General features: G+C 68.7%; 23 protein-coding genes. 12 read left to right on the top strand and 11 right to left on the bottom strand.

Translation table 11 applies throughout. The features are described from left to right. Positions 1-32: 32 nt before the first annotated feature. Complete coding sequence (locus tag F8178_RS05910) at positions 33-1,595, bottom strand: sulfatase-like hydrolase/transferase (RefSeq protein ID WP_317493641.1); 1,563 nt, start codon at positions 1,593-1,595, stop codon at positions 33-35. A 315-nt stretch (positions 1,596-1,910) separates the two neighbouring features. On the opposite strand from F8178_RS05910, the gene F8178_RS05905 reads away from it, so the two are divergent. From F8178_RS05905 to F8178_RS05890, 4 genes are read left to right on the top strand one after another with little or no spacing between them, the layout of a single operon-like run. Further along, positions 1,911-2,984, top strand: coding sequence for an ABC transporter substrate-binding protein (locus F8178_RS05905; RefSeq protein ID WP_317493640.1), 1,074 nt, complete (start codon positions 1,911-1,913; stop codon positions 2,982-2,984). Beyond that, on the top strand, positions 2,974-3,864 hold the full coding sequence (locus F8178_RS05900; RefSeq protein WP_317493639.1) for an ABC transporter ATP-binding protein: 891 nt from the start codon (positions 2,974-2,976) through the stop codon (positions 3,862-3,864). Before F8178_RS05905 ends, F8178_RS05900 begins: the two co-directional genes overlap by 11 nt. Continuing rightward, positions 3,861-4,715, top strand: coding sequence for an ABC transporter permease (locus F8178_RS05895; protein WP_317493638.1), 855 nt, complete (start codon positions 3,861-3,863; stop codon positions 4,713-4,715). Before F8178_RS05900 ends, F8178_RS05895 begins: the two co-directional genes overlap by 4 nt. Further along, positions 4,708-5,505, top strand: coding sequence for an ABC transporter permease (locus F8178_RS05890; protein ID WP_317493637.1), 798 nt, complete (start codon positions 4,708-4,710; stop codon positions 5,503-5,505). Before F8178_RS05895 ends, F8178_RS05890 begins: the two co-directional genes overlap by 8 nt. Positions 5,506-5,619: 114 nt before the next feature. Here F8178_RS05890 and F8178_RS05885 read toward each other — a convergent pair whose 3' ends face one another. Then, on the bottom strand, positions 5,620-6,465 hold the full coding sequence (locus F8178_RS05885; RefSeq protein WP_317493636.1) for an adenylate/guanylate cyclase domain-containing protein: 846 nt from the start codon (positions 6,463-6,465) through the stop codon (positions 5,620-5,622). A 146-nt stretch (positions 6,466-6,611) separates the two neighbouring features. Between F8178_RS05885 and F8178_RS05880 the strand changes: the two genes are divergently transcribed. Next, positions 6,612-7,370 (top strand): hypothetical protein, encoded by a 759-nt coding sequence (locus tag F8178_RS05880; protein WP_317493635.1) that lies wholly within the window; start codon positions 6,612-6,614, stop codon positions 7,368-7,370. Between the two features lie 13 nt (positions 7,371-7,383). On the opposite strand, the gene F8178_RS05875 is transcribed toward F8178_RS05880, so the two are convergent. Together F8178_RS05875 and F8178_RS05870 are read right to left on the bottom strand one after the other, a co-directional pair. Further along, the gene (locus tag F8178_RS05875) at positions 7,384-8,220 is read right to left on the bottom strand and encodes a DNA-formamidopyrimidine glycosylase family protein (RefSeq protein ID WP_317493634.1); all 837 of its coding nucleotides are present in this window, start codon (positions 8,218-8,220) and stop codon (positions 7,384-7,386) included. A 17-nt stretch (positions 8,221-8,237) separates the two neighbouring features. After that, positions 8,238-8,714 carry a ribose-5-phosphate isomerase gene (locus F8178_RS05870; RefSeq protein WP_317493633.1) on the bottom strand — a complete coding sequence of 159 codons (477 nt, stop codon included), beginning with the start codon at positions 8,712-8,714 and terminating at the stop codon, positions 8,238-8,240. Positions 8,715-8,779: 65 nt separating this feature from the next. On the opposite strand from F8178_RS05870, the gene F8178_RS05865 reads away from it, so the two are divergent. Both F8178_RS05865 and F8178_RS05860 read left to right on the top strand, forming a co-directional pair. Continuing rightward, positions 8,780-9,493 carry an MBL fold metallo-hydrolase gene (locus tag F8178_RS05865; RefSeq protein ID WP_317493632.1) on the top strand — a complete coding sequence of 238 codons (714 nt, stop codon included), beginning with the start codon at positions 8,780-8,782 and terminating at the stop codon, positions 9,491-9,493. A gap of 25 nt (positions 9,494-9,518) precedes the next feature. Then, complete coding sequence (locus F8178_RS05860; RefSeq protein WP_317493631.1) at positions 9,519-10,313, top strand: MBL fold metallo-hydrolase; 795 nt, start codon at positions 9,519-9,521, stop codon at positions 10,311-10,313. Positions 10,314-10,336: 23 nt separating this feature from the next. Here the strand turns inward: F8178_RS05860 and F8178_RS05855 are convergent, their stop codons facing one another. Together F8178_RS05855 and F8178_RS05850 are read right to left on the bottom strand one after the other, a co-directional pair. Then, positions 10,337-11,782 carry an aldehyde dehydrogenase family protein gene (locus F8178_RS05855; protein ID WP_317493630.1) on the bottom strand — a complete coding sequence of 482 codons (1,446 nt, stop codon included), beginning with the start codon at positions 11,780-11,782 and terminating at the stop codon, positions 10,337-10,339. A gap of 123 nt (positions 11,783-11,905) precedes the next feature. Further along, positions 11,906-12,532, bottom strand: coding sequence for a DsbA family protein (locus F8178_RS05850; protein WP_317493629.1), 627 nt, complete (start codon positions 12,530-12,532; stop codon positions 11,906-11,908). 212 nt (positions 12,533-12,744) lie between these two features. Here F8178_RS05850 and pepN point away from each other — a divergent pair, with 212 nt between their 5' ends. Further along, a complete protein-coding gene (pepN, locus tag F8178_RS05845; RefSeq protein ID WP_317493628.1) occupies positions 12,745-15,366 on the top strand; it encodes an aminopeptidase N in 2,622 nt (873 codons plus the stop codon). 104 nt (positions 15,367-15,470) lie between these two features. Here pepN and F8178_RS05840 read toward each other — a convergent pair whose 3' ends face one another. Next, positions 15,471-15,962 carry a DUF5130 family protein gene (locus F8178_RS05840; protein WP_317493627.1) on the bottom strand — a complete coding sequence of 164 codons (492 nt, stop codon included), beginning with the start codon at positions 15,960-15,962 and terminating at the stop codon, positions 15,471-15,473. Continuing rightward, positions 15,949-16,215, bottom strand: coding sequence for a hypothetical protein (locus F8178_RS05835; RefSeq protein WP_317493626.1), 267 nt, complete (start codon positions 16,213-16,215; stop codon positions 15,949-15,951). Before F8178_RS05835 ends, F8178_RS05840 begins: the two co-directional genes overlap by 14 nt. Before the next feature lie 286 nt (positions 16,216-16,501). Between F8178_RS05835 and F8178_RS05830 the strand changes: the two genes are divergently transcribed. Continuing rightward, complete coding sequence (locus F8178_RS05830; protein WP_317493625.1) at positions 16,502-16,891, top strand: hypothetical protein; 390 nt, start codon at positions 16,502-16,504, stop codon at positions 16,889-16,891. 237 nt (positions 16,892-17,128) lie between these two features. Here F8178_RS05830 and F8178_RS05825 read toward each other — a convergent pair whose 3' ends face one another. Beyond that, entirely contained in the window at positions 17,129-17,626 is a 498-nt protein-coding gene (locus F8178_RS05825; RefSeq protein ID WP_317493898.1) for an HNH endonuclease, read from the bottom strand. A gap of 341 nt (positions 17,627-17,967) precedes the next feature. Here F8178_RS05825 and F8178_RS05820 point away from each other — a divergent pair, with 341 nt between their 5' ends. Genes F8178_RS05820 through F8178_RS05810 form a run of 3 tightly spaced genes read left to right on the top strand, consistent with a single transcriptional unit; the run spans position 17,968 to position 21,088 of the window. After that, complete coding sequence (locus F8178_RS05820) at positions 17,968-18,939, top strand: mechanosensitive ion channel family protein (protein WP_317493624.1); 972 nt, start codon at positions 17,968-17,970, stop codon at positions 18,937-18,939. 46 nt (positions 18,940-18,985) lie between these two features. Further along, positions 18,986-19,384, top strand: coding sequence for a globin (locus tag F8178_RS05815; RefSeq protein WP_317493623.1), 399 nt, complete (start codon positions 18,986-18,988; stop codon positions 19,382-19,384). A gap of 57 nt (positions 19,385-19,441) precedes the next feature. After that, positions 19,442-21,088 (top strand): glycoside hydrolase family 13 protein, encoded by a 1,647-nt coding sequence (locus F8178_RS05810; RefSeq protein WP_317493622.1) that lies wholly within the window; start codon positions 19,442-19,444, stop codon positions 21,086-21,088. Between the two features lie 34 nt (positions 21,089-21,122). On the opposite strand, the gene F8178_RS05805 is transcribed toward F8178_RS05810, so the two are convergent. Then, a complete protein-coding gene (locus F8178_RS05805; protein WP_317493621.1) occupies positions 21,123-21,752 on the bottom strand; it encodes a hypothetical protein in 630 nt (209 codons plus the stop codon). Between the two features lie 166 nt (positions 21,753-21,918). Continuing rightward, positions 21,919-26,886 (bottom strand): NAD-glutamate dehydrogenase, encoded by a 4,968-nt coding sequence (locus tag F8178_RS05800; protein WP_317493620.1) that lies wholly within the window; start codon positions 26,884-26,886, stop codon positions 21,919-21,921. Between the last annotated feature and the right edge of the window lie 37 nt (positions 26,887-26,923).

Raw genomic sequence — 26,923 nt, 5'->3', positions numbered from 1 at the left:
TCCACTGTGTTCACGTCAAACGGAACTGGCGGTTACGCCGTGTGTGTCGGGGCGACTCCTTCATCCATATAGGACATCATGGTCTGGTTGAGCAGCTCGGACATATCCGAACGCAACGTGCGGGACCGGTCGGCGTCCCACCGGTTGGTCATCTCCAGCGGGTCGTCCACCAGGTCGAACAGCTCGCCTGCCTGCTGCCCGGCATAGGTGGTCAGCCGGGCCTGGCCGGTCAGCAGCGTGCGCATGCGGATCGGCCCCGGCAGTCCCGGCAGGCCGAAGATCTCGTCCTCCTCCACGAGCAGTGCCTCGCGCAGCCGCCTTGTCGGCTCGGACAGCAGCGGCTCCAGCGAATGACCCTGCGTGCCGCGATAGCTGTCGACACCGCAGAGATCCAGGATCGTGCTGGCGATGTCCAGCGAGCTCACCAGCGAGTCACTGCTACCCGCCTGGTAGCCGGGTGCGCGCACCACCAGCGGCACCCTGGTGCAGGCCTCGTAGTGCATGGCGTGCTTGAGCATCAGTCCGTGATCACCGAACATGTCGCCGTGATCGCTGGTGAAGATCACCACCGTCGACTCGTCGAGCCCCAGCCTGGCCAGCGTGGCCATGATGCGCCCAATCGCCTCGTCGATCATGGTGATCATCCCGAACTGCACGGCGGCGGCGACCCGGTACTGCTCCTCGGTGGCAGCCCACCCGGTGAACGCCCCCTGCGGCACACCCCGCTGCGCCACCATGGCCTGGTAGTGCGGCAGCGACCGTTCGTGCTGGTCGTGGAAGGACTCCGGCACTGGCACGTCGCCAGGCGAATACATGTCGTACAGCCGTCGGGGCGGGGCGAACGGATGGTGCGGGTCGGGGAACGAGCACCACAGCAGGAACGGGCTTTCCTGGTCGCGCTGCCCCTCGAGGAACTCGACGCACTCATCGGCGATGTAGCTGGTCGGGTAGAGGTCCTCCGGCATCGGGGTCTGCCAGACCTGCTCCCAGGAGCCGTAGGCGCGTTCGGCGTTGGCTCTGCCCTGCAGCCGTGTCGGGTCGACACCCTGCTGCAGCAGCCACTGGTAGTAGTGCCCCGCGGCACTCGCGGAGTTGCCCCCGACGAGCCGGACGTGCTCGAAGCCGTAGAAGTCTTCCGGTACGGCGACATACCGGGCGCGGTGCTCCTCGACGTTCTCCCACCGATCCCAGTTCTCCGGTCGCGGCCGGGTGACCGCGTCGCCGCTGGCCCTGGGCAGCCAGTGCGCCACCTGCTCGCTGCCGTGGCCCAGGTTCTGCAGGTGTGACTTGCCGACCAGGCCGGTTCGGTAGCCGTTGTCCCGCAGCACCCTGGCGAAGGTCATCGCGTCGGCATCCAGCGAGATGCCGTTGACCCGCGTGCCGTGCGCCGACGGCATGCGGCCGGTGAGGATCGACGAACGGTTGGGCATGCAGATCGGGTTGGCCACGTAGGCCCGGTCGAATCGCGTGCCGGATCCGGCGAGCGCGTCCAGGTTCGGAGTGCTGACCAGCTCGTGCCCGCCGAATCCCACGTGGTCGGCGCGCTGCTCGTCGGTCATGATCAGCAGGACGTTGGGGCGTTGCACGTTGGCCATTCGTTCCTCTCTCGGGCTCGTGCTCTGCTCGGGCAGTTGTCGTCGGGCGCACCCACCCGTCGCCTCGGAAGCACCGTGAGCGTTATCACAGATAGCGGGCAACAGATGCATCGCCTGACGTGGCAACCTCTTGCGTTCGAGGTCTATGTGAGGTAAGCCTCTTAGTACTAAAGTTCATAGCGCAAAGATATTTGATGGACCCCGACAGCACAAGGAGTGGTTTCGCGACCAGACGTTTCGAGTCCGCACCTGCGGATCGACCGGCCACCGACCGTGCCGCGCGGAACCGTTGCCCAGAACTGACAGGAGCCCGATATGCCTCGATCAAGCGGACCCCGGGGCCGCCGCGCCGTCTTCGCCACGCTGGCCGCGGGCGCGCTCGCGCTCAGCGCCTGCGAGACCGGCGTGGACGAAGCCGCCGCGATCGACGACGTTCCCAGCTGCGAGGAAATCGATCTCGGCGAGCCACCAGCGGATCCCGTGGAGATCCGCTTCGGCGCACAACCTGCCAACCAGGAACCCGCCTCGCTGCAGTACGCCGACCCGGAACTCGCGGGCGCCGAGCACTACGGCAGCTGGTACACCATCGACGCCGACATCTACCCGCCAGCCGACCGGCTCGACGCCTTCCAGGCGGACGAGATCCACGCTGGTACGGCCTCGGTCCCGCAACTGGCCCGCGCTGCCGCGCAGGACCTGCCGCTGCGCAGCGTCGCGTCGACCACGCTGGAAGCGGGTGACGGGTTCGCCACCGCCTTCGCCGCGCTGCAGGGTAGCGGCATCGACGACCTCGCCGATCTGGAGGGCAAGAGGATCGGCATTCTCGACCCGGTCACCTCGACCGCGTACTGGGCTCGCAGCGCGGTCTCGGCCGCCGACCTCAACCCCGACCAGGACGTGGAGCTGGTCGCGATCCCGCCAGCCGAGCAGGAGGAGGCGCTGCGCTCCGGCACCATCGACGTCGCCGTCCTGCCGCAGCCGTTCTACGAGATCGCCGAGCGCACCGGCGGCATCGAGGTCGTCTTCGACTCACGCACCGGCCCCGGTATCGACCAGGAGCTGATCCAGGTGTTCTTCGGCATCGACTTCATCGCCGAGAACCCCGAGGCTTACTGCGCCTGGCGCGAGGACTACCGGGCAGCGGTCGACGCCTACGAGGCGGACCGCGAGGGCGCGCTGCGCGCCATGCACGAGGCCGAGGCGATCCGGGTTCCCGACCTCGAGGTGATGATCGACGCTGAGGACTACGCCCGCCCCGAGGGCGGCGCCATCGACGTTGCCAACCTCGACGAGGTGATCGACAACATGGTCGAGGTCGGCTTCCTGAACCCCAACCAGTCGATCCCGGCCGATGAGCTCATTCTGGAGGGATTCTCCCTTGTCCGTTGACAACGCCACGCCCGTGACCACCGAGACCGCGACAGGCGCTACCACCATGGACCCACCGGCGGAACGACCCCAGCTACAGATCGCCGACCTCGGCAAGGCGTTCACCCGCAACCGCGCCACAGTGCACGCGCTACAGGACGTCTCCTTCGACGTGCCGCGCGGGCAGTTCCTCAGCGTCCTCGGCCCCAGCGGCTGCGGGAAGAGCACCCTGCTGCACATCATCGGTGGCTTCGAGCACGCCACCTCGGGCGCTGTGCTGCTCGACGGCACACCGATCACCGAACCCGGCAGGGACCGGGGCATGATGTTCCAGCAGGCCACGCTCTTCCCGTGGAAGACCGTCGAATCCAACGTCGCCTGGCCGTTTCTCGTGGACGGCTGGAAACGTGACGACGCCCGCGCTCGGGCGCGGGAGCTCCTGGCGACCGTGGGGCTGTCCGGTTTCGAGGGCTCCTATCCCGCCGAGCTGTCGGGTGGCATGCGGCAGCGCGCGGCACTGGCCCGCACGCTCGGCCTGTCCCCCGACATCCTGCTGATGGACGAGCCCTTCGGAGCGCTGGACGCGCAAACAAGGGAACTGATGCAGGAGGAGCTCACCCGCATCTGGGAGGAGTCCGGTCTGACCGTCATCTTCATCACCCACGACATCGACGAGGCGGTCTTCCTGGGCGATCGGGTGCTGGTGATGGGTGCCCGTCCCGGCCGCATCATCGCCGACGTCGACATCGAGCTTGGCCGCCCGCGGGGAACCGCGACCAAGAAGGACCCGCGGATGGCCGAGTACCACGCCCACTTCTGGGAGCTCATCCGGCAACAGGCAGGCCAACGGGAAACCGCCAGGGACAAGCCAATGAACGACCCGAGCGGGGGGTCGTCATGAGCACCACCGCCACCCGACCACAGCCCGCGCCCGAGGCCGCCGATCGCGACAGCCGGGCCTCGCTCGCCGAGTGGATGCTCGAGCGGCGCTGGCCGGTGGCACTGGCCGCGGTACTGATCGTGTTTTCGGTCTGGGAGCTGTACGGCAGGACGCTCGGCCTGCCCGAGTACATCCTCACCCCGAGCGCGATCCTCGCCTCGGCCGCCGAGCTCACCGCGTCCGGCAGGCTGGTGGAGCTGGCAGCCAGCAGCCTGCAGCGGCTGGTGGCGGGCTTCGTGATCGGCACCGCCTCCGGGGTGCTGCTCGGGCTGCTGTCCGGCGTCTCCCGGAGGTTCGGTGACCTGCTCGACGGTCCCGTCAGCCTGGTGTACCCCATCCCCAAGATCACCTTCTTGCCGATCATCGCGATCTGGCTCGGGTTCAGCGACCCGGCACGCATCATCGTCATCGCCACCGCGTGCTTCTTCCCCGCCTACCTGAACGCCCACGCGGCCACCCGGTCGGTCGACCAGTCGCTGGTGTGGGTCGCCATGAACGCCGGGGCAGGCAAGCTGCGCACCATCCTGCAGGTGGTGCTGCCCGCGGCACTGCCCCGCACCGTCGCCGGGATCCGGCAGGCGCTCGCGCTGGCGTTCATCTTCATGTTCGCCACCGAGGCGATCGGCAGCGGGACCGGCACCGACGCCGGGCTGGGTGGTGAGCTCTTCGCCGCGCGCACCACCGGGGACTACGACGTGTTGTGGGCCGCGCTCGCCGCCGTGGCCGTGCTCGGCGGCACCGCCGACGCGCTGTTCCGGTGGGCCGCAGGCAAGCTCACGATCGGACAGGAACTGGAGGCCGGCCGTGGCTAATCTCACCGCGACAGCGAGCTCGGCGCTGCGAAACGCATCCCCTGGCCCGACCCTGCGCAGGCTGCTCGGCATCGCGCTGCTGCTGGCCGTATGGGAGTTCGTCGCCGTCACCAGCGGCGCTCGGCTGATGCCGACGCTGAGCGAGATCGGCACCCGGGTCGTGTTCGACATCCAGACCGGTGCGCTGTGGTTCCACGCCCGGATCACCCTTGGGCTGGCGTTCGCAGGCCTGCTCATCGCGATTGTCGTCGGCTGCGCGATCGGGATACTCATGGCACGGAGCCGCTGGGCCGAGGCGATGCTGCAGCCGATCCTCGGTGCCACCTACCCGATCCCGCGCTTGGCGCTGTACCCCATCCTCATCCTGGTGTTCGGGCTCGGCGCGGCGCCGAAGGTCACGCTGGTCGCGCTGGAATGCCTCTACCCCATGGCGCTGGGCACCTATGTCGGCGCGCGGGCGGTCACCAAGGACCAGCTGTGGCTGGCGCGCAACATCGGCGCCGGCTGGTTCCGCACGTTGCGGGACGTTATCGTGCCAGCGGCGCTGCCCGCGATGCTGACCGGACTGCGCGCCGCCGCCCCGATCATGCTGATCGTGATCGTGGTGACGGAGATGATCGGCGAGAGCCGGGGGCTCGGCTACATGCTCATGCTCGCCAGGGCGAACTTCGAGCCCGACGGGGTCCTCGCGGTCGTCGCCGTGCTCGGCGTGCTCGGGTTCGCGTTCGACCGGCTGATCGCCCTGCTGACCAGGGTGCTGGTGTTCTGGGAACGCGGCGTAACGCTCTAGATGCGCCTCTCGATTCCCGTCGGAGCCCACCCCATGACGCGGGCAGGCAGCGTGGCACCCGCACGCGCTGCCTGCCCGTAGCCACCGCCCCGTGGTGGGGCGCACGGGCGCGGGTCACGCCGTCCCGGGACGCACCGCGCGTACCGAGACCGGCTGGCTGACTCCCTTGACGCGCTTGCGAAGCGGCTTGGACAGCCGGAGCCCGTCCAGCTCCCCGGCTTCGGTGATCACCGCTTCACTGGCCAGCACCTGTCCCCCGGCTGCCAGGTCGGTGATGCGGGCGGCGATGTTGACCACGTGGCCAACGAGGTCGTCCCTGGTCACTACCGCTTCCCCGGCATGTAGCCCTGCGCGGACCTTGAGCCCTTCCGGCCGCTGATCGACCAACTCCAGTGCCGCCCGCACGGCGTAGCCAGGGTCGGGAAACGTCAGCATCAACCCGTCGCCCAACCGCTTGACCACCCGGCCACCCCAGCGTCGCACGATCGGCCCGACCGCCCGGTGGTGCTCGTCCAGCAGTTCCCGAGCCGCGCTGTCCCCGTGTGTCGAGGTATAGCGCGTGAACCCCTCGAGGTCGGTGAACACCACGGTCACTCGGGCCTGCCCGGCGGCATCCCTGATCAGCTCGCCGTCTGCGGCGAGCACCTGGAGCGCACTCAGTCCCAACCGGGTCAGCGCGGATGGACGCCGCTCGACCGAACGTTCCAAGAACCGACGCATCACCGCCACGGGCGGCACCCGGGACATGGGATGCCGTCCCGGATCCTCGAGCCAGCGATGATCGATCACCCCCATCTCAAGTGCCTGATCACGGAACTCGGGATCCCGCTCCAGCAGTTCGGCGAGCCGCACCGCGACGATGGTGTTCACCGACGCGATCGTCGAGGGCACCACCGACTTCGCTCGGCGGAACCGTCGCACGGGCACGCCGTCACGCTTCCTGCGCCGGAACCTCGGCATAACCTCAAACCGTACAGCCCCGCACCGCAGCCCGCGCCACGACCACCCCATGCGCCGTACCGGCGGTACGTGCCCGCGAGCCCGGTAGCATGGCGACACGGGCAACGGCAGCCAGTACCGAGGCAGCACGAGCGGGGAACGTAACCATGACCGAGCTACTCATCGTCCTCATCGTCGGTGCCGCGCTTGTCGTCGCCTGGATCTACTTCTCCGGGCAGCAAGCCAGCCGTCGACAGCAAGAGCTGGAAGACGCCAAGGCCGAGGCGCGGCGGTGGATGGAGCGCCTCGGCGGCCAGGTGCTCTCCCTGACCGGCACCGACGTAGCGTCCCAGCAAGCCATCAGCGACGCTGCCGAGCGCTACACCGCCGCGGGCTCGCAGCTCGAGCAGGCGCGAACGGTCCGGCAGGCCAGGCTGGTGACCGATACCGCGATGGAAGGGCTGTACTACGTGCGGGCGGCACGCAAGGCCATGGGGATGGACCCCGGACCGGCACTGCCGGACGAGGCGGAGCGGGCCCGCGCGGGTGCGGTGACCGAGCACCGCGACGTGACGGTGTCGGGACACCGATACCAGGCTTCCCCGGAGCCCGGCGCCGAAACCCCGCACTACTACCCGGGCGGCCGCGTGGCCGGACGTCCTGTCCCCGAGGGGTGGTACAGCGAACCCTGGTGGCGCCCGGCGCTCGTGGCAGGGGCCTGGGGTATGGGTTCGGTGCTGCTGTTCAGCACCATGTTCTCCGGCATGGCCGGGGTGCCCAGCGCCCAGGCGTGGGAATCGGGCTACGACGCGGGCCAGGAGGACGCGCTCGAGTCCGGCGAGGCAGGCGACATGGGCGGTGACCTGGGTGGCGATGACGCGGGCCTCGGCGGCGGCGACATGGGCCTCGGCGACATGGGCTTCTGACGCCGCGCCCCGTTCACCCCACCTGATCAGCCGGACCAGCGTGGCAGGCCTGGCAGCGCGGGCACCAGTACAGCTTGCGTGAGGCCAGCGCGCGCAGCGCGATCGCGGTGCCGCAGACGTAGCACGGCTGCCCGGCACGCCGGTAGACGTAGACCTCGCCGCCGTGCCGGTCACGGCGCGGCGCGCGACCGGTCGCCTCGGGTGCGTGCTCGTCCCGCACGGTGTCGATCCGGCCGGTCGTCACGCCGTAGGCCATCAGCTCGGCCAGGTCGGTCCACAGCGCCTGCCAGGTGTCCCTGTCGAGCCGTTCGCCCGGCGTCGCCGGGTCGATGCCGTGCCGGAACAGCAGCTCGGCCCGATAGACGTTACCGACTCCCGCGATCACGGACTGGTCCATGAGCAGCACCGCCAGCGGCGCACGCGAGCGGGAGACGCGGTCCCAGGCCCGCTCCGGATCGGCGTCGGGCCGCAGCGGGTCCGGTCCGAGCTTGCTCACCAGCACGTCGCGTTCGGGCTCGGTGATCAGCTCGCACCGGGTGGGGCCGCGCAGGTCGGTCCAGTGGGTGGGCCCCACCACGCGCATGCGTACCTTGCCGACGGGCGGTTCCACCGGCAACGGGGCCTCGGCAAACTTGCCGTACAGCCCGAGATGGATGTGCACGGTACCCGCCGCGCCGTAGTGGTGGAACAGGTGCTTTCCGTACGCCTCCGCGCCTGTGAACACGGCACCATCCACAACGGAGGCCCCGGTGGCGAAGCGACCCTGCGGACTCGAGACAGCGACGCGGTGGCGGGCGTAACGGCGATGATGCAACTCGGCGAGGCGGTGCAGCGTGTGACCTTCCGGCATACGCCGTGCCTACCCGGCTACCCACTCGCAGGCAGCGCGGGCGCCTCCCCTGTGCGCTCGTAGGCCAGCAGCTGCTCCACCCGCCGGGTGTGCCGCTCGTCGGGGTCGACCGGGGTCGCCAGGAACTCGGCAACGATCCCGGTCGCCTCCTCAGTGGTGTGCATCCGCGCGCCGATGCCGATCAGCTGCGCATGGTTGTGTTGCCGCGCCAGTCGCGCCGTTTCCGGGCTCCAGGCCAACGCCGCCCGCGCGCCCGCGACCTTGTTCGCCGCGATCTGCTCCCCGTTGCCGGAACCACCGATCACCACACCCACGCTGCCCTCGTCGGCGACAACGCGCCGTGCGGTCTCGATGCAGAACGGCGGGTAGTCATCGGCCGGGTCGTAGCTGTACGGGCCGACGTCGACAACGTCATGGCCCTGCCCTGCCAGGTGTGCGACCAGATGGTTCTTCAGTTCGAACCCCGCGTGGTCGGCTCCGAGATAGACACGCACGTTCCAGAGTCTGCCATCCGGCTACCCGCACCCGTGTCCACCCCCGCCACGGCAGAATGGCGGGGGTGGACGCCGACGCGGGAACTTGGTTGCGGATCGCCGACGGGGTGCTGGTCCGCCGTTACGCCGAGCTGGACCAGACGCTGGGGCTGGTGACGGGGACTCGGGCTTGCCTGGTCGTGGACACCGGCCGTGACGAGCATCACGGCTACGAGTTCGCCGCCGCGGTGCGGGAGGTGACGGGTCTGCCGTGGCAGGTGGTGATCACTCACGCCCACTTCGACCACTTCCTCGGTACCGCGGCATTCGCACCGTGCCCGGTATGGGCACACGCCCGGTGCCCCGGCGCGATCGCCGCGACCGATCGACCGCAACGGGAACGCTGGGCGGCGCACTACCGCGACCAGGGCAGGCCAGCAGCGGCCGCCGCCCTCGAAGCCGCCGCAACCGTGCTGCCGAGCCGACTGCTGACCGGCGCGACCGAGCTCGACCTCGGACAGCGCACCGTCACGCTGATCCACCCTGGACGCGGGCACACCGACCACGACGTGATCGTGCATGTGCCGGACACCGGAGTGGTCTTCGCGGGGGACCTGGTCGAGCAGGGCGCCCCGCCATCGGTGGGCGAGGACTCCTGGCCAGACGAGTGGCCCGCGGCACTGGAGACCATCCTGGCGCTCGGTCCTGCCGTGGTGGTCCCCGGTCACGGAGATCCTGTTGACCGAGCGTTCGTCGAACGGCAACGCGCGTGGGTGGTTCGAGAGGCCTCCGGCGCGTAATACTCGAAGAGTGAGCCACCCCACGATGCGTTTCATCGGTCACTCCACGGTACGGCTGGAGCTCGGTGGCGCCGTCGTGCTCACCGACCCGGTACTCACGCCGCGCGTGGGACCGCTGACCAGGGTCGCCCAACCGCCCAGCGAACAGGACTGGTCAGGGGTGGATATCGTGCTGATCTCCCATCTGCACGCCGATCACCTGCACCTGCCCTCGCTGCGGCTGGTCGGCAGCGACACCCGCATCGTCGTTCCCCGCGGGGCCGGACCGTGGCTGCGCAGGAAGGGCTTCCCGCTGGTAGAGGAGATCGACGTCGGCGAGCGGATCACCGAGGGCAACCTGTGCATCACCGCCACCCCGGCCCACCACTCGGGCCACCGCTGGGGACCCCGGCTGACCCACGGCCCGCAGTCCCCCGCACTCGGGCATCTGCTCGAATCTGGCGGCATACGGGTTTATGTCGCGGGCGACACCGGACTCTTTCCCGAGATGGCCTCGCTGGCGCCGGTGGACGTCGCGCTCCTGCCGGTGTGGGGCTGGGGCTGGTCCCTCGGGGAGGGACACCTGGATCCGGCCTGCGCTTCCGAAGCGGTGGGCCTGCTCCGCCCCAGCGTTGCGGTCCCGGTGCACTGGGGCACACTGGCGTTCACCGGACTGGCGCGCATGCCGGGGCCGCCAGGGAGCCGGATGCGCAGGCTGCTGGTCGACCCTCCCCAGGAGTTCGCGGCCGAGGTCGCCGCGGCGGGCAGGGACACCAGCGTGAGGATCGCCGCGCCTGGCACGTCGGTGCCGCTCGACGATGCCGTACGCCGCCCCCGGTGACCCGCCGCGGCTACCGCGTCACGTCAACGCTGGATCGACTTGATCTCGCAGAACTCCTCGATGCCGTAGCTGCCGAACTCGCGCCCGTTGCCCGACTGCTTGTAACCGCCGAAGGGGGCCTTCGGGTTGAACGATGCCCCGTTGATGTCCACCTGGCCGGTCCGCATCCGGCGCGCGACCGACAAGGCACGCTCGTCCGAGGCGGAGAACACCGCACCGGCCAGCCCGTACACGGTGCCGTTGGCGATGCGGACCGCGTCGTCGTCGGTGCCTCCGGTGTCGTCATAGGGCATTACGGACAACACCGGGCCGAAGATCTCGTCCTTGGCGATGGTCATCTCCGGGGTCACGTCGGCGAACACCGTCGGGCGCACGAAGTAGCCGGTGTCGTGACCGTCCGGCTTCTCCGGGCCGCCGTAGGCCAGCCGCGCACCTGCCTCGACTCCCGAGCGGATGTAGCCGACCACGGTGTCCCGCTGCAGCTCGGAGACCATCGGGCCGAGCCGGGTCCCTTCGTCGGCGGGATCGGCAGGCTGGTACTTAGCCGCTGCCTCGCAGGCCAGGGTCACGGCATCGTCGTGCTGTGACCGTGGGACCAGCATCCTGGTCCAGGCGTTACAGCTCTGCCCACCGTTGAGGAAGGCGTTGGCCACACCCAGCTTGACCGCCTTGGTCAGATCGGCGTCGCCGAGGATCACGTTCGCCGACTTCCCTCCCAGCTCCAGGGTGACCCGCTTGACCGTATCCGCCGCGGCGGCCGAGACGGCACGGCCACCGCGCGTGGAGCCGGTGAACGACACCATGTCCACATCGGCGTGCGCGGCCAGCGCGGCACCGACCTCGTCGCCGGTACCGTGCACGATGTTGACCACCCCCGGGGGCACGCCCGCCTCGGTGAGCACCTCGACCAGCTGGTCGGTGCACAGCGGCGCGACCTCGCTCGGCTTGAGCACGACCGTGCAGCCCGTGACGAGGGCGGGCGCCAGTTTGGCCATGATCTGGTGCATCGGGTAGTTCCACGGTGTGATGGCCGCGACCACCCCGACGGGTTCACGCTCCACCAGCGAGTTGCCGATCTCCTCGGTAAAGGCGAACTCACCGGAGGTGACCAGGTCCGCCACCGCCTTCGAGGTCGCCGCGGGAAGGCTGGCCTGCACCTTCGTGGCGAAGGTGATGGGCGCGCCGACGTCCGCGGTGATCACCTCGGCGAGGCTGTCACGCCGCGCGGTGATGCCCTCGGCGATCCGCCGCACGATCTCGGCGCGCTCCGCGGCTGGGCGGGCCGCCCACTCGCCGAAAGCCCTGCGCGCGGCGGCGACGGCCTCTTCCGCGTCGGCGCGCGAGCCGGCGGGAACCGACCCGAGTGGCTGCTCGGTCGCCGGGTTGAGCACGTCGATGGACGCGCCGTCACCGTCACGCGCCCGCCCGTCGATGAAGTGTGCGGCTCGAATCGTCGCTGACGCCGTCACGCAGGCCTCCTCGCATCGCTGGCTCGTTGCTGTACCGCCACATCGCGGTTCGGGTACCACCCTGGCACACCGCGGTACCGCCGGTCAGCGATGAAGGTGAACCGGCGAGGCCGCCGCAGCGGGTCAGTCGAACCGCAACTCGCCACTGCGGGTCCGCTTGAGCTCGAAGAAGTCCGGGTAGCCCGCGAGAAGCCGCGCCCCGTCGAACATCCGCACCGCCTCCTCGCCGCGCGGGATCGAGCTCAGCACCGGGCCGAAGAACGCGACACTGTCGATGTGGATGGTCGGGGTGCCCACGTCCATACCGACCGGATCCATGCCCTCGTGGTGGCTGGCCCGCAGCCGCTCGTCGTACTCGGTGCTCCCGGCCGCCTTGGCCAGCTCGTCGGGCAGCCCGACCTCGGCGAGCGACTCGGCGATGACGGTGTCGAAATCGCTCATACCACCGTTGTGGATACGCGTTCCCATCGCCGTGTAGAGATCGCGCAGTACCTCCTGCCCACCGTGCTCGGCCGCGGCCACGGCCACCCGCACGGGCCCCCACGCCCTGTCCAGCAGCGCGCGATAGTCGTCAGATACGTCGCGTCCCTCGTTGAGCACCGCCAGGCTCATCACCCGGAACTGCAGGTCGATGTCTCGGTGCCGCTCCACCTCGAGGATCCAGCGCGAGGTGATCCACGCGAACGGGCAGGCCGGATCGAAGTAGAAATCGACCCGCGTGGGCTGGTTGCCGGTGGGCGCAGCTGTCATACGAACTCCCTGAGATCGTCGGGATCCGGTCGGGTTCCATCTGGGGCAACACCGCACGCCCGCAGGATGTTCCGGGCTGTCTCGGGTCGAGGCGATGGGCCAGCCGGGAGCGGATGCGCACGGGTTGCTGCACGTGCGGGCGCTTCATGATTGGATTCGATTGCCCCCGTTCGGGGCCATGTGATCCCGATCGTCGACCTACCGAGGTGCTTGTGGCTGCTCCGAACCTGACCCGCGACCAAGCCAGGCAACGTGCCCACCTGCTCGATGTCGTCTCTTACGACATCGAGCTCGACCTGACCGACGGCGGCGGCGCGCCGGGCGTCGACACGTTCGACTCCCGGACCACGATCTCGTTCACCGCCACCGAACCGGGCAGCAGCTCCTGGGTGGAGATCGTTGCCGCGCGGGTGCACGCTGCCACGCTCAACGGGGTCGAGCTCGACGTTTCCAACTATGCCGAGGACCGGGGCATCACGCTGCCCGACCTCGCCGACTACAACGAGCTCACGGTGCACGCCGAGTGCCGGTACATGAACACGGGCGAAGGGCTGCACCGGTTCGTCGATCCCGTCGACGACAACGTCTACCTGTACACCCAGTTCGAGACGGCCGATGCCAAGCGTATGTTCGCCTGCTTCGACCAACCCGACCTGAAGTCGGTGTTCCGGTTGGCGGTCACCGCACCCCGTGACTGGCGGGTGATCTCGAACGCCCCGGTCGCCGCGACCGCCGACACCGCTTCCGGGGCCGTGCGCACCACCTTCGCCGAGTCGGAACGCATCTCGACCTACCTTGTCGCGCTGATCGCGGGTCCGTACGCCGAGTGGCGCGACACCTACACCGGCACGCTTCCCGGTGCCGAGCCTGACGCGCAGAGCGAGCAGGGTGGCCACGGCCGGACGATCCGGATCCCGCTAGGGCTCTACTGCCGCGCCTCGCTCGCCGAGCACATGGACGCCGAACGGCTGTTCGCCGAGACGAAACAAGGCTTCGACTTCTACCACGAGAACTTCGGGGTGGCCTACCCGTTCGCGAAGTACGACCAGCTGTTCGTGCCCGAGTTCAACGCGGGAGCCATGGAGAACGCAGGCGCGGTGACGTTTCTCGAGGACTACGTGTTCCGCTCACGGGTCACCCGGTACGCCTACGAGCGCCGCTGCGAAACACTGCTGCACGAGATGGCCCATATGTGGTTCGGCGACCTGGTGACCATGCGCTGGTGGGACGACCTGTGGCTCAACGAGTCCTTCGCCACCTTCGCCAGCGTCCTCGCCCAGGCCGAGGCCACCGAGTATCGGCACGCCTGGACCAGCTTCGCCAACATCGAGAAGTCCTGGGCCTACCGGCAGGACCAGCTGCCGTCCACCCACCCCATCGCCGCCGACATGGTCGACTTGCAGGCAGTGGAGGTGAATTTCGACGGCATCACCTATGCGAAGGGCGCGAGCGTACTCAAGCAGCTGGTGGCCTACGTGGGGCTGAGTAACTTCCTCTCCGGGCTGAAGGTGTACTTCGACAAGCACGCCTGGGATAACGCCACCCTCGACGACCTGCTCGCCGCGTTGGAGGAAGCCTCGGGACGGGACCTGTCGTGGTGGAGCGCGCAGTGGCTGGAGACCACCGGGCTCAACACGATCCGACCCGCGTTCACGGTCGACGAGCAGGATCGCTTCAGCCAGTTCGCGCTGCTGCAGGGCGGCGCCCAGCCGGGCGGCGGGGAGCTGCGCACCCACCGACTCGCCGTTGGCGTCTACGACGACGACGGTTCGGGATCACTGGTGCGGACCCACCGTGTGGAGCTGGACGTCTCCGGGGAACGTACCGAGGTCGGCGACCTGATCGGTGTCCCGCGCGGCAAGCTCCTGCTGGTCAACGACGACGACCTTACCTACTGCACCATGCGGCTGGATCCCGACTCGTTGGTGACGGTGATCGACCGGATCGCCGACATCGCAGAGCCGCTACCGCGCACACTGTGCTGGTCGGCGGCGTGGGAGATGACGCGTGAGGCCGAGCTGAAGGCACGGGACTTCGTGACGCTGGTGACGCGCGGCATGGGTGCTGGCGAGGAGATCGGCGTGGTGCAGCGGGTGCTGATGCAGGCACAAACGGCACTGGGCTCGTACGCCGATCCCACCTGGGCCGCCGAACGCGGCTGGCCTGCGTTCACCGCCCGGCTGCGCGAGCTCGCCCGCGACGCCGAACCCGGCTCCGACCACCAGTTGGCGTTCGTCAACGCGTTGACCAGCTCCGTCCTCGACGAGGAATCCCTTTCGATGCTGGCGGGCCTGCTGGAGGGCGCCCGGCCGCTCGACGGTCTCACGGTGGACACCGACCTGCGGTGGCGGCTGCTGCAGGCATTGGTGGCGCACGGCGCGGCGCGCGAGACTGAGATCGAGGCGGAGCTGGAAAGGGACAACACCTCGACCGGCAGGCGGCATTACGAGCGGGCGATGGCGCTGCGCCCCACGCGGGAAGCCAAGGAACGCGCCTGGGAACGGGCGGTGCACGACGACGAGTTACCGAACGCCATCAACGACGCGATCATCGCGGGATTCGCGCATCCGTCGCAGAAGTCCCTGCTGAGCGATTACGCCGCCCGCTACTTCGCGGAGATCGGCCCCGTGTGGCACCGCCGCTCCAGCGAGCGTGCCCAACCGATCGCGGTGGGGATGTACCCGTCGTGGTCGGTGGACCGGCGCAGCGTCGAGCTCGCCGACGCCTGGCTAGCGGAGGATCACCCGCCCGCGCTGCGGAGGCTGGTCTCGGAAGGCCGTGCAGGCATCGTACGGGCACTCGCCGCCCGCGAGTTCGACCAGAGCGGCGACTGAACCCCGCCGCAGGTGTGAGCCGAAGGACTCCTCGGGTACCGAATATGCACCGGAGGGGCCCTTCGGCTCACCACCAAACCCGCTCCCGGGCTGGTGAGAGGGGGTCAGCGGGAGGGCGCGGATCCGGCTTGGTCGGCGAGCATCCGGAGGCCGGTGACGATACCGCCGCTGAGATCACCTTCCTTGAAGGCGGCGACCATGCTCATCACCGCGAGCTTCAGGCCGCGCTCGGGGATGCGGTGCATGGCGACCTCACCGGTGACGATCTCCAGCACACGCTCACCGGGGGAGATCGCGATGAGCACCGAGAACGGCTCGCGCTCGCCGATACGGTCGAACAGCCGTTCCGCGCCCGCCCGGCTGTCCTCGCCGAGCTCGCCGAGATACACGCTGAAGTCCAGACCGGTCTCCCGACTCGACAGGGTCAGTGCCTCGTCGATACGGGCCAACTGGGACGGCCTGAATGGTCCAGTTGGAGCAGCGGGCTCGTACTCACGCGCCACGGAGACACGCCCGCTCGCCGTAACCGCGGCTCCCGATTCGCGTTCGGCTTCGCCGCCGGCCTCCGTCGGTCTGGTCAGCTCACCAAGTGCCACGGGCACCTCCCCGTTCACGTGTCTTCCCTTGCCGCGTCGGCTCTCCGGACCTGCCGCCGGATCCCACGCCCGCGACGGGCCTACCGACCCCTTCCGAGTTCGCTGTCCACCACACCGGCGGGTAGTTCCATTCCTGACCAGGACGGTACCGCGGTGCCGACACCAGTTTCGACCGCAGCGTCACCAACGTGATGAGCGCGTAGATGGCGCCGGGAATGACGACGAGGTACAAGATCGTTTCGAGATCGAACACAATCTGAGGGTATCCGATCCGCCCGCCGCACAGGCGACGCCGGGCGGGCAGGGACCGGTCGTCGCGCTACAAAGACCGTCCGCCGACTGTCGCGGACCCCTCTCCAACGATGAGCCCAAGAACGTAGCGCGAACGTTGGCAACTGACCGTAGAGATCCCCGCACTCATCGCTCGCACCTTGTTCGGCCCGCACATCCCTCGTAACTTTTCACCTGGACGGGGGTTGCAGATTTCACTCCGATCCTTGCCATGTACACGCAGCAATCAGCGATCACAAGGACACGACATGCAGACTATGACCGAAGCTCCGGTAATCATCGACGACCTCGCCTCGACCGGCCACCGTGGCACCCGCGTCACCTGCGGAACCCGGGTCACCCGTGGCACCCGCGTCACCTGCGGAACCCGGGTCACCCGTGGCACCCGGGTCACCGCAGGCACCCGCGTCACCCGTGGCACCCGGGTCACCGCAGGCACCCGCGTCACCCGTGGCACCCGGGTCACCGCAGGCACCCGGGTCACCCGTGGCACCCGGGTCACCGCAGGCACCCGCGTCACCCGAGGCACCCGCGTCACCCGAGGCACCCGGGTCACCCGTGGCACCCGGGTCACCGCAGGCACCCGCGTCACCCGAGGCACCCGGGTCACCGCAGGCACCCGCGTCACCGCGAGCTGACCATGCCTCCCTTGTCCACGGCACCGGCCGTGCATGCCGTGCCGTTGCCCACCCCTGCGGTCCTGTCGCCGCACCACGCTCCACGCCGCCCACACCGCTGAGACCCGGGGTGTGACAGGTCACCCCGATTTCGGCGGTGTGGTGCGGTCGCGAGTGCCCGACACGGGCACACAGCGTTACCCAGTGTTGCCAACCCCCGTGCTGTCGCGCCGCAGCGAAGCCGCTGGCGAGCAGCCGCTAGGCAGCCGGCGCGCCCAAGTAAGGACGCCAGTCCGCGTCCCTGTCGTTGACCTGGGCGAGCAGCCGCCAGTGTTGCCCATGAGGCGTGTGCGGGACGGTACGTAATGTCCAGCCGAGCTCGCCGAGCAACCGGTCGGCCTTGCGGTGGTTGCACTTCGAGCAGCTCGCCACACAGTTGTGCCAGGAATGGCCCCCTCCCCTGCTCCGGGGCACCACGTGGTCGATAGTCGAGGCCTTGCTTCCGCAATACGCGCAGCGGAACCGGTCCCGATGCATGATTCCCGCGCGTGTCAGCGGTACGTGCGCACGGTAAGGTACACGCACGTACGTACTCAGCCTGATCACGGAGGGAACGGGGATCGCCGTACGCGCCGAATGCAGCACCAGACCGGCCGGATCGTTGTGCACGATCTCGGCCTTACCGCAGACCACCAGCACGACGGCTCGCTTCAGCGGGAGCGCGGTCAGCGGTTCGAAGCTGGCATTAAGCAGCAGTACCCGGCTCCGGCCCCATGTGGGTGGCGAACCATCGTCGGCCCCGTCCGACTCGCGCGCTCGCCGTACACCGCGGCGCAGCGATTTCGGTGACGACCTCGAAGTCTTCGAGGACTTCCTTGCCAACGGCGCGTCCTGCCGCCGAACCGATCCGTCCCCGTTCCGGTGCGGAACGGGGTCGCCTATCGGGACTGGTTCTCGCTCCCGCACTCGACCACCTCCACCGGCGCAGGCATAGTCGACCACGCCTGGTCCCTCAATAGCACGTCTACTGAGAGACGCATCACGCACATTCGATTCAGCGACCACGTTAGCCGACGACGATCAAGGACGCACCGATCGTGAACGCATTTCTCGAACAACCGGCTTGCGCAGAGGAACGGGGCACCTGGTGCGCGAACGTCTACGAGCTCACCGGCCATGACTGGTTGGCCGCCTCGGCGGACTGGCTGATCGCCAAACCGCTCAAGATCCTGCTCATCCTCGGCATCGCCTTCCTCATCCGCTTCGCGCTGCATCGGGTCATCGGCAAGGTCACCACTCCCCCGCCGAACGGGGAGAGCAAGTCGCCCGCGCTGTTGCGGTCGCTCCGCGAGCGGAGCTCGGTGCTGAACTCCGACACGCTGGCCGAGCGCCGCCGTCAGCGCGCGGCCACCATCGGATCGGTCCTGAAGTCGATCACTTCGTTCGTGGTGTTCCTGATCGCGGCCATGCTGGTGTTGAGCGAGCTCGGCATCAATCTCGGCCCGATCCTCGCCTCGGCCGGTGTGGTCGGCGTCGCGGTCGGTTTCGGTGCGCAGAACCTGGTCCGCGACTTCCTCTCCGGAATCTTCATGATGGTCGAGGATCAGTACGGCGTCGGGGACTACATCGACGCCGGCGAGGCAGAGGGGACGGTGGAGACGGTCGGGCTCCGGGTGACGACGCTGCGCGACATCAACGGCACCGTCTGGTACGTCCGCAACGGCGAGATCATGCGAGTCGGCAACTACAGCCAGAGCTACGCGGTCGCCGTCGTGAACGTTCCCCTCGCCTACAACTCCAACATCGACGGCGCCAGCGAGCTGCTCGCCACCGTCGCACAGCAGGTCACCGGCGAGGATCCGGTGCGGGCCGAGGTGCTAGAGGCCCCGGAGGTGCTGGGCGTCACGGCGATGACGCCCGAGTACATCCAGCTACGCCTCACCGTCAAGGTCAAGCCGGGAAGCCAGTGGATGGTGCAGCGCGCGCTGCACGGCAGGATCACCACGGCGCTGGCCGAGGCGGGCTTCGAGCGGCCCATGCCCCGCATCTTCGGCGGCAACAACCCGTGAGCCGCGGGGTTCGCGACAGGCGCGAGCGATACGTCAGGATGGAGATGTGAGCACAGCGCAACCGGAGCAGCAACCGGCGACCCTCTACGAGGCCATCGGCGGCGAACCGACATTCCGCAGGATCGTCTCCCGCTTCTACCAGGAGGTCGCCGAGGACGAGGTCCTGCGCCCCCTCTACCCGGACGACCTGGGGCCTGCCGAAGAGCATCTGCGTCTCTTCCTCATACAGTACTGGGGTGGGCCGCGAACCTATTCGGAGCAACGCGGCCATCCCCGGCTGCGCATGCGGCACGCGCCGTTCTCCATCGGGCCGATCGAACGCGACGCGTGGCTGCGTGCCATGCGCGTGGCTGTGGACGAGGCCGAACTGCCCGAGCCGTACCGACAACAGCTGTGGGACTACCTGGAAATGGCCGCTCACAGCCTGATGAACAGCTGGGTGTGAGCCAGCGACACTCCCGTCGTGTCCCGCCGTGTCGGGGAGATGGCAGGATAGTTGGTCATGCGACGAGGGGTGCGAAGTAACCGTCCCGGCGTTGTGGAGTCCGGCGAGCAGGGGTCTCACTATTCCGGTGAGGAGCAGGAGCACCACACATGGTGGCGGGACGCCGTGGTGTACGTGGTGTACGTCCGCTCGTTCGCCGATTCGAACGGAGACGGCAACGGTGACCTCGAAGGTGTGCGTTCCCGGTTGGGTTACCTGGAGCTGCTCGGGGTCGATGCGCTGTGGCTGACCCCGTTCTATGCCTCGCCGATGGCCGACGGCGGCTACGATGTGGCCGACCCGCGTTCGGTGGACCCGATGTTCGGCGATCTCGAGGCCTTCGATGCGCTCATCGCCGACGCGCACGCGCACGGCATCCGGGTCCTGCTCGACCTCGTACCGAACCACACCAGTGACCAGCACGAGTGGTTCGTACAGGCCTGTGCTGCCGGTCCAGGCAGCGCTGAGCGCGACCGCTACATCTTCCGGCCGGGCAGCGGACCCGGTGGGCACCAGCCACCGAACAACTGGCTCAGCGCCTTCGGCGGCCCCGCATGGACGAGGATCGACGACGGCGGCGGCACCATGCCCAGCCAGTGGTATCTCCATCTTTTCGCCCCGGAGCAACCCGACCTGAACTGGGAGAACGCCGAGGTGCGAGCCGACTTCGAGCGGACCATGCGGTTCTGGCTGGATCGCGGGGTGGACGGCTTCCGCATCGACGTCGCGCACGGTATCGCCAAGCCGGCCGAGCTGGTCGACATGGACCCTCGCGCCGCGGAGTCCTCCGACGCGAGCCGTTTCTTCGACCCACGGTTCGACAACGACGGGGTGCACGAGGTGCACCGGCGTATCCGTGGCGTACTGGACGAGTACCCGGGACGGATGGCTGTCGGCGAGGTCTGGGCCTTCGAGGAGGAGCGATTCGCCCGGTACCTGGCCCCCGGCGAGCTGCACCAGGCGTTCGACTTCCGGTTGGCGTTGGCGCGGTTCGACGCCGAGTCGATCCGGACCGCGGTGCACCAGGCGATGACGGTCGCCGCCCGCGCTGGGACGCTTCCCACCTGGACACTGACCAATCACGATCTCCCGCGCCAGGTGAGCCGCTACGGCGGCGGCGAGGTCGGGCTGCGCAGGGCGCGCGCCATGGCACTGGTGGAGCTGGCACTACCCGGCGCGGTGTACGTGTACAACGGCGAGGAACTCGGCCTGCCCGATGCGGAGATTCCGGACGAGGTGGTCACCGACCCGATGGCACGTACCCGCCCGGGACACCCGGGGCGCGACAGAGCCCGGGTTCCCATCCCGTGGGAAGGCGAGGCCCCGCCGTACGAGTTCTCCGGCAGCGAGACCACCTGGTTGCCGATGCCGAAGGACTGGGACGAGCTCACGGTAGCTGCCCAATTGGAGGATCCGGGCTCGATCTTGTCGCTGTACCGTTCCGCTATCGACCTGCGACGAGAGCTGCTGGCCGGCGTGGACGGCGAGCTCGAATGGTCGACGGCGCCCCCGGGATGCCTGGCCTTCCGCCGCTCCTGCGGCCTGGTGTGCGTGCTCAACGCCAGCGGCGCCCCGGTGCAGCTCCCCGCCGGTGAGGTGTTGCTGTCCAGCGCCGACGTGGCGGAAGGGATGCTCCCCGCCGACGCGGCCGCATGGCTGCGGTGAGTGGCAGGCGCACGGTCGCGACGGGGCGGCGGCGTCAGAACACCAGCGGCAGTCGCGCCCGCCGCTGCCGCAGAACGGCGCCGTAGCGGGCGTCGATCCGCAGCCAGCCGTCGCTGGCACTGACCCGGACATGGTCGTCGTCCGGGCCGGTGAAACCCATACCGGCCAACGCGAACAGGCACCGGAGCGGGATCGTCAGCTCGCGCTCCTCGCCGGTCACGGTAAGCACCTGCTGGTCGAGCAGCGAGGCAGGCGGGGTCCCCTTCGGTCCCAGATTCTCGCGCGCCACCTCGAGGCCCCGGTCGGTGACTTCGCTGACCACTCGCACGGGAACGTCGTCGACCGGTTCGAACCCGCCGGTGGGTGGCAGTTCCGAACGCCACATCAGGTCCTGCGGCTTGCCGGGATTCATCAGCTCGCCACCCGCGACAGCCAGGGCGGCGAGCAGTTCGTTGCCCGACACGGTGAGATCACCCGGTTCCACCTCGCCGGTGACGCTACGCGTAGCCAGCACCTCGAACGGCGTCTTCGCCCACGCGTCCACCACGCCGTTGCCGCGCTCGCGCAGACGCACCACGGACTGGTCGTCCAGGCGCACCAGCCGCGCGGCGAACGCGCCGAGGCTCTCCCGCTCGGCCTCGTCCGGAACTCGTAGCTTCGTCACACAATCAACCGTACGCGTGGCCGTGTCGAGCGATCGGACACCCCGTGTCGAGGGCACAGGCACCTCGTGTCGAGGGCACAGGCACCTCGTGTCGAGCATGCCTGCACAGGATTCGGGACCTGCCGGGGCCCCAGCACCCGGCTCGGCCCGCCCGGTCACTCGGGGTCTACCCGGACATGCTACGCATCTGGCGAGCGGCGACGGACAGCGTCGCCAGGTCGAGTCCGCCCGCGCGGTTGATCTCGTCGAGCGCGACGCGGGCACGCGCGAGCCGGGAGGCGTTCACCGTCTCCCACTGCTCGATCTTGTCGTCCACCGGATCGCCGGGGTTACTGTGCCGCAGCGCGTCCAGAGTGATGGCGCGGAGCGAGTAGTAGATGTCGTCGCGCAGCGCCAACCGCGCCAGCGCGTGCCAACGATTCCCCCGTTCCAGCGCGCTCACCGAAGTCAGCAGCGCGTTCACCTGGAGATGGTCGGACAGCGCGTAGTACAGTTCGGCCGTCTCCTCGGGGCTGCGTTCCCGGCTGACACCGGTCTCCTGCTCCGCGAGCTCGGCGACCTCGGTGATATCCAGCAGGCCGTAGATCTCCAGCAATACCGACACCCGGTCGGCCACATCCTCCGGCACACCCTGCGCGCGCAATCGCTCGTACTCGACGCTAACGGCATCGGCCTGCGCGCCTCGGAGGAAACGTCGCACTTGCGGCGCCAGCCTGCCGACGGTGCCCGCGAAACGGTCGATCTCCGATCCGACGGCCAGCGGCTGCGGCCGGTTGGACAGCCACCACCGCGAGGCACGGTCCAGCAACCGGCGAGTCTCCAGCATCATGTCGTCGGCGACCTCGGTTGCGACGACGTTGTCCAGCTCGTCGATGCGCCGCCACAGCGCCGGAAGTTCGTACACGGCCGTCACCACCGCGAACGCACGCACCGCGTCGGTCGACGTGGCATGCATCTCCTCGTGCAACCGGAAGGCGTAGCTCAACCCCGCCCCATCGACGACCTCGTTCACCAGCAGCGTGGTCACGATGGCGCGGTTGAGGGGGTGGGCATGGATCTCCTCGCCGAAGCGGCTGCGCAGCGCGGGAGGGAAGTAGCCGGGCAGCCGCCGCTGGAACACCTCCAAATCCGGCAGCTCGCTGGCGAGCAGCTCGTCCTCGAGTTGGAGCTTGACGTGCGCGAGCAGGCTGGCCAGTTCCGGCGACGACAGCCCTTCTCCTGCTTTCTCCAGCTCCTTGAACTCCTCGTGGCTGGGCAGTACCTCCAGCTCCCTGTCGAGTCCCGCGTGCGCTTCCAGGAAGCTGACCTGCCGCTGGTGTACCGACACCATCGGGACGGCGTGCCGCCTGCTGACACCCAGTACCTTGTTCTGACGGTAGTTGTTCGCCAGCACGAGCTCGGCGACGTCGCTAGTCATGGATTCCAGCAGCGTGTCCCGCTCGGAGCGCGCCAGTTTACCCGCGGTGATGATCTGTTCCAGCAGGATCTTGTAGTTCACCTCGTGGTCGGAGGTATCCACACCGGCGGAGTTGTCCAGGGCATCCGTGTTGATCTTGCCGCCGTTGCGCGCGAACTCGATCCGACCACGCTGGGTGAGCCCGAGGTTGCCGCCCTCGCCGACGACCTCGGCCCGCAGGTCGACACCGTCGACCCGTACCGCGTCGTTGGACTTGTCGTCGGCGTCGGCGTGCGACTCCGACGAGGCCTTCACGTAGGTGCCGATGCCACCGTTGAACAGCAATCCCACCGGGGCGCACAGGATCGCGCGGATCAGCTCCGTCGGTGTCAGCTGCGTCACCTCGTCGCCGAGCCCGAGCGTCACCCGCATCTGCGGGGTAATCGCGATCGACTTCGCGTCACGGGAGAACACCCCACCGCCGGTACTGATCAGCGAGCGGTCGTAATCCTCCCAGCTCGATCGGGGAAGCTCGAACAGGCGCTGCCGTTCCCGGAACGACCATGCCGCATCGGGCTCGGGGTCGATGAAGATGTGCAGGTGGTTGAAGGCGGCGACCAGCCGGATGTGTTCGGACAGCAGCATGCCGTTGCCGAAGACGTCCCCGCTCATGTCACCGATGCCCACCACGGTGAACTCCTCGCGCTGGGTGTCCACCCCGAGTTCCCGGAAGTGCCGCTTGACCGACTCCCATGCGCCCTTGGCGGTGATCCCCATCGCCTTGTGGTCGTAACCAGCGGATCCCCCTGAGGCGAAGGCATCACCGAGCCAGAAGCCGTAGGCGGCTGAGACGTCGTTGGCGATATCGGAGAACGTGGCCGTGCCCTTATCCGCGGCGACCACGAGGTAATGATCGTCGTCGTCGTAGCGCACCACGTCACGCGGCGGCACGATGGCGCCCGCGTCGAGGTTGTCGGTGAGCTCCAGCAAACCGGAGATGAACATCCGGTAGCAGGCCACTCCCTCGTCGTGGTGCGCCCGGCGGTCATGCTCCCGGTCCCCTGTCGGCGCGGGCGGGTTCTTGACGATGAACCCGCCCTTGGCGCCCACCGGGACGATCACGGCGTTCTTCACCGCCTGTGCCTTGACCAGGCCGAGAACCTCGGTGCGAAAATCCTCCCGCCGGTCGGACCATCGGATGCCACCCCTGGCGACCGCGCCGAAGCGCAGGTGCACCCCCTCGGTACGCGGCGAGTACACGTAGATCTCGTACTGCGGCCGCGGCTCGGGCAACTCCGGCACGGCCTGCGGCTCAAGCTTGACCGACAGGTACGGGCAGGGCGCGCCATCGGCGCCGGTGACGTAGTAGTTCGTCCGCAGCGTCGCGGTGATCACGGTGAGCAGCCCTCGGAGGATTCGATCCTCGTCGAGACTGGTGACCGCGTCGATCATGGAGCCGATGTCACGTTGCTGCCGTTCCACCTCACCGGCCCGCTCTTCCGGGTCCGAACGCGGGTCGAACTTCGTCTCGAACAGCGCGACCAGCGCGGCGGCGATCGCACTGTGGCTGAGCAACGCGTCCTCGATGTACGTCTGCGAGTACGGCGTCCCGGCCTGCCGCAGGTAGCGGGCGTAGGCACGGAGCACCGCCACCTGGCGCCACGTCAGGCCGGCCCACAGCACCAGGCCGTTGAAACCGTCGATCTCCGCGTCGCCGTGCCAGGCGGCAGCGAACGCCTCCTGGAAGCGATCCCGCAGGCCCCCCAGCTCCTCTTCAGCAAGCACGGCGTCGTGCACGGTTGAGTCGATCCGCAGGCCGAAGTCGTAGATCCAGCACCGTCCGCCGGACGTTCCCTCGATCTCGTACGGACGCTGGTCGATGACCTCGACCCCCATCGTCTGCAGCATCGGCAGCAGGGCGGACAGCGTCACTCCTTCCCCGGCCAGGTAGATCTTGAACCGGCTGTCACCGGGGGCTCCACCGTCGGGTACGTAGAACCGCATGGTGACATCGCGCTGCTCGGACAGACCGTCGAGCAGTTGCAGGTCGGCGAGTCCGTCGGCGGCTGAGAAGTCCTCCTTGTAGGCCTCGGGTAGCCTGGCTGCGAATCGCTGCGCCTGTTCAGTGGCGGTCTCCTCGGCGTGCGGCTGGAAGCCACCGCTGTCGCGTCGCTGCTGCAGCAAGGCCTCGACGAGCCGATCCTCCCAGCCGCGCACTGCCTCGTTGAGGCGTTCCTGGATGCGGACGGTATCGGGCTCCTCCGCGCCCGGCTGTTCGGTGTAGACGGTGAAGTGCACCTGGGCGAGCACGGTCTCACCGAGGCGAGTGGAGAACTCGATCTCGGAGCCACCCAACTCATCGAGCAGCACGTCCTGCATCGCCGTTCGGGACCGGGTGGAGTACCGGTCGCGGGGCACGAACACCAGGCAGGAGTAGAACCGGTGGTAGGGATCCCTGCGGAGGAACAGCCGCAACCGCCTCCGGTCGGCCAGCGTGATCGCGCCGGTGGCCATGGTGTACAGGGATTCGAGGTCGGTGGAGAACAGTTCGGCGCGGGGCCACTCCTGCAGCACCTCGAGCATGCGCTGGCCGGAATGCGACTGCAGCGGGAACCCTGCGCGGCGGATGACCTCGCGCACCATCCGCTCCACCACCGGAATGTCCAGCACGTCGGCGTGCAGCGCCGAGGTGGTGAACATGCCGAGGAAACGATGTTCCCCGGTGACCCGGCCCGCGGAGTCGAAGGTCTTCACTCCAATGTAATATGGACGCACCGGACGGTGCACTGTGGACGGCGCGCTAGCGGGGGTGAGCACGAGCAGTGTGGGAGCCAGCGCCGTCGCGGCCATGTCCGGCCCCGCCGTCAGGCTGCGTGCCGCGACGCTGTCCCGGCGCAGCACACCGAGCCCGCTGGCGAGGGCGGCCCGCAGGGCTGGCTCGTTTCCCGAGCCCTCCGGGTCCTCGACCACTTCGTATCGCCGGTATCCCAGGAAGGTGAAGTGGCCGTCCACCAGCCACCGCAGCAGCGCCGAACCGTCCGAGACCTCTGCCTCGGCCAGCGGCGGCGGGCTGACCTCCAGCTCCTCCGCGAGCTCGAGCACGGTGGCCGACATCCGCTCGGTGTCCTCGACCACCTCCCGAACGTCGCTGATGACCGAGTCGAGGCGGTTTTCCAGCTCGCTGGTGCGCTCGCTGTCGCCGAGCGGGTCGAGCTGGATGCACATCCACGACTCGGTCTCGGTTCCCTCAGGGGGCTCATCCACATCGGCGTGCGGCAACACTTCGATCAACGCCCCGGAGACGTCCCGCGAGACGACTACGATCGGGTGCACGATCTGCTCCACGTCGAGACCGGATCGGGCCAGCTCGGCTGCCACCGAGTCGACGAGGTACGGCATGTCGTCGGTGACGATCTGCACCACGGTCGTCTCGCACGACCAACCGTCCACCTGCTGACCGGGGTTGATGACGTTGATCACAGGGCGCCCCAGCACGCGCTCCCCGGCAAGTCGCAGGTGCGCGCGCACCATGCCTACCAGCGTGGCCGGATCGGTGCCCAGGATGTCCTCCGGCGGGACGTGGCGATAGTACAGCCGGATCACCTCGGCGATGTCCGAGGCGCTCGTGGCTGCTTGCTCGACGAGCTCGTCCCGTTGTTGTTCCAGGCTCCTCGCCGAAGCCCCCCGTGTCCCGGCAGCACGGACCCCCGACCGGTCCGAGACTCCCGTCGTGGTCATGTCAGCAACTCCCCAACTCCTCGTTCACGGCTGCGAT

The organism is Haloechinothrix sp. LS1_15, assembly GCF_033042135.1.
In the GTDB taxonomy this organism is placed as follows: Bacteria; Actinomycetota; Actinomycetes; order Mycobacteriales; family Pseudonocardiaceae; genus Haloechinothrix.
The sequence above is the reverse complement of the archived record's forward strand: the minus strand, read 5'-3'. Positions and strand labels throughout refer to the sequence as shown.

Excerpts from the sequence above, each read along its gene's own strand:
- F8178_RS05905 (WP_317493640.1), top strand. The coding sequence starts at position 1,911 with ATGCCTCGATCAAGCGGACCCCGGGGCCGCCGCGCCGTCTTCGCCACG.
- F8178_RS05885 (WP_317493636.1), bottom strand. The coding sequence starts at position 6,465 with ATGCCGAGGTTCCGGCGCAGGAAGCGTGACGGCGTGCCCGTGCGACGG.
- F8178_RS05810 (WP_317493622.1), top strand. The coding sequence starts at position 19,442 with ATGCGACGAGGGGTGCGAAGTAACCGTCCCGGCGTTGTGGAGTCCGGC.
- F8178_RS05875 (WP_317493634.1), bottom strand. The coding sequence starts at position 8,220 with ATGCCGGAAGGTCACACGCTGCACCGCCTCGCCGAGTTGCATCATCGC.
- F8178_RS05800 (WP_317493620.1), bottom strand. The coding sequence starts at position 26,886 with ATGACCACGACGGGAGTCTCGGACCGGTCGGGGGTCCGTGCTGCCGGG.
- F8178_RS05895 (WP_317493638.1), top strand. The coding sequence starts at position 3,861 with ATGAGCACCACCGCCACCCGACCACAGCCCGCGCCCGAGGCCGCCGAT.
- F8178_RS05880 (WP_317493635.1), top strand. The coding sequence starts at position 6,612 with ATGACCGAGCTACTCATCGTCCTCATCGTCGGTGCCGCGCTTGTCGTC.
- F8178_RS05860 (WP_317493631.1), top strand. The coding sequence starts at position 9,519 with ATGCGTTTCATCGGTCACTCCACGGTACGGCTGGAGCTCGGTGGCGCC.
- F8178_RS05910 (WP_317493641.1), bottom strand. The coding sequence starts at position 1,595 with ATGGCCAACGTGCAACGCCCCAACGTCCTGCTGATCATGACCGACGAG.
- F8178_RS05850 (WP_317493629.1), bottom strand. The coding sequence starts at position 12,532 with ATGACAGCTGCGCCCACCGGCAACCAGCCCACGCGGGTCGATTTCTAC.
- F8178_RS05830 (WP_317493625.1), top strand. The coding sequence starts at position 16,502 with ATGCAGACTATGACCGAAGCTCCGGTAATCATCGACGACCTCGCCTCG.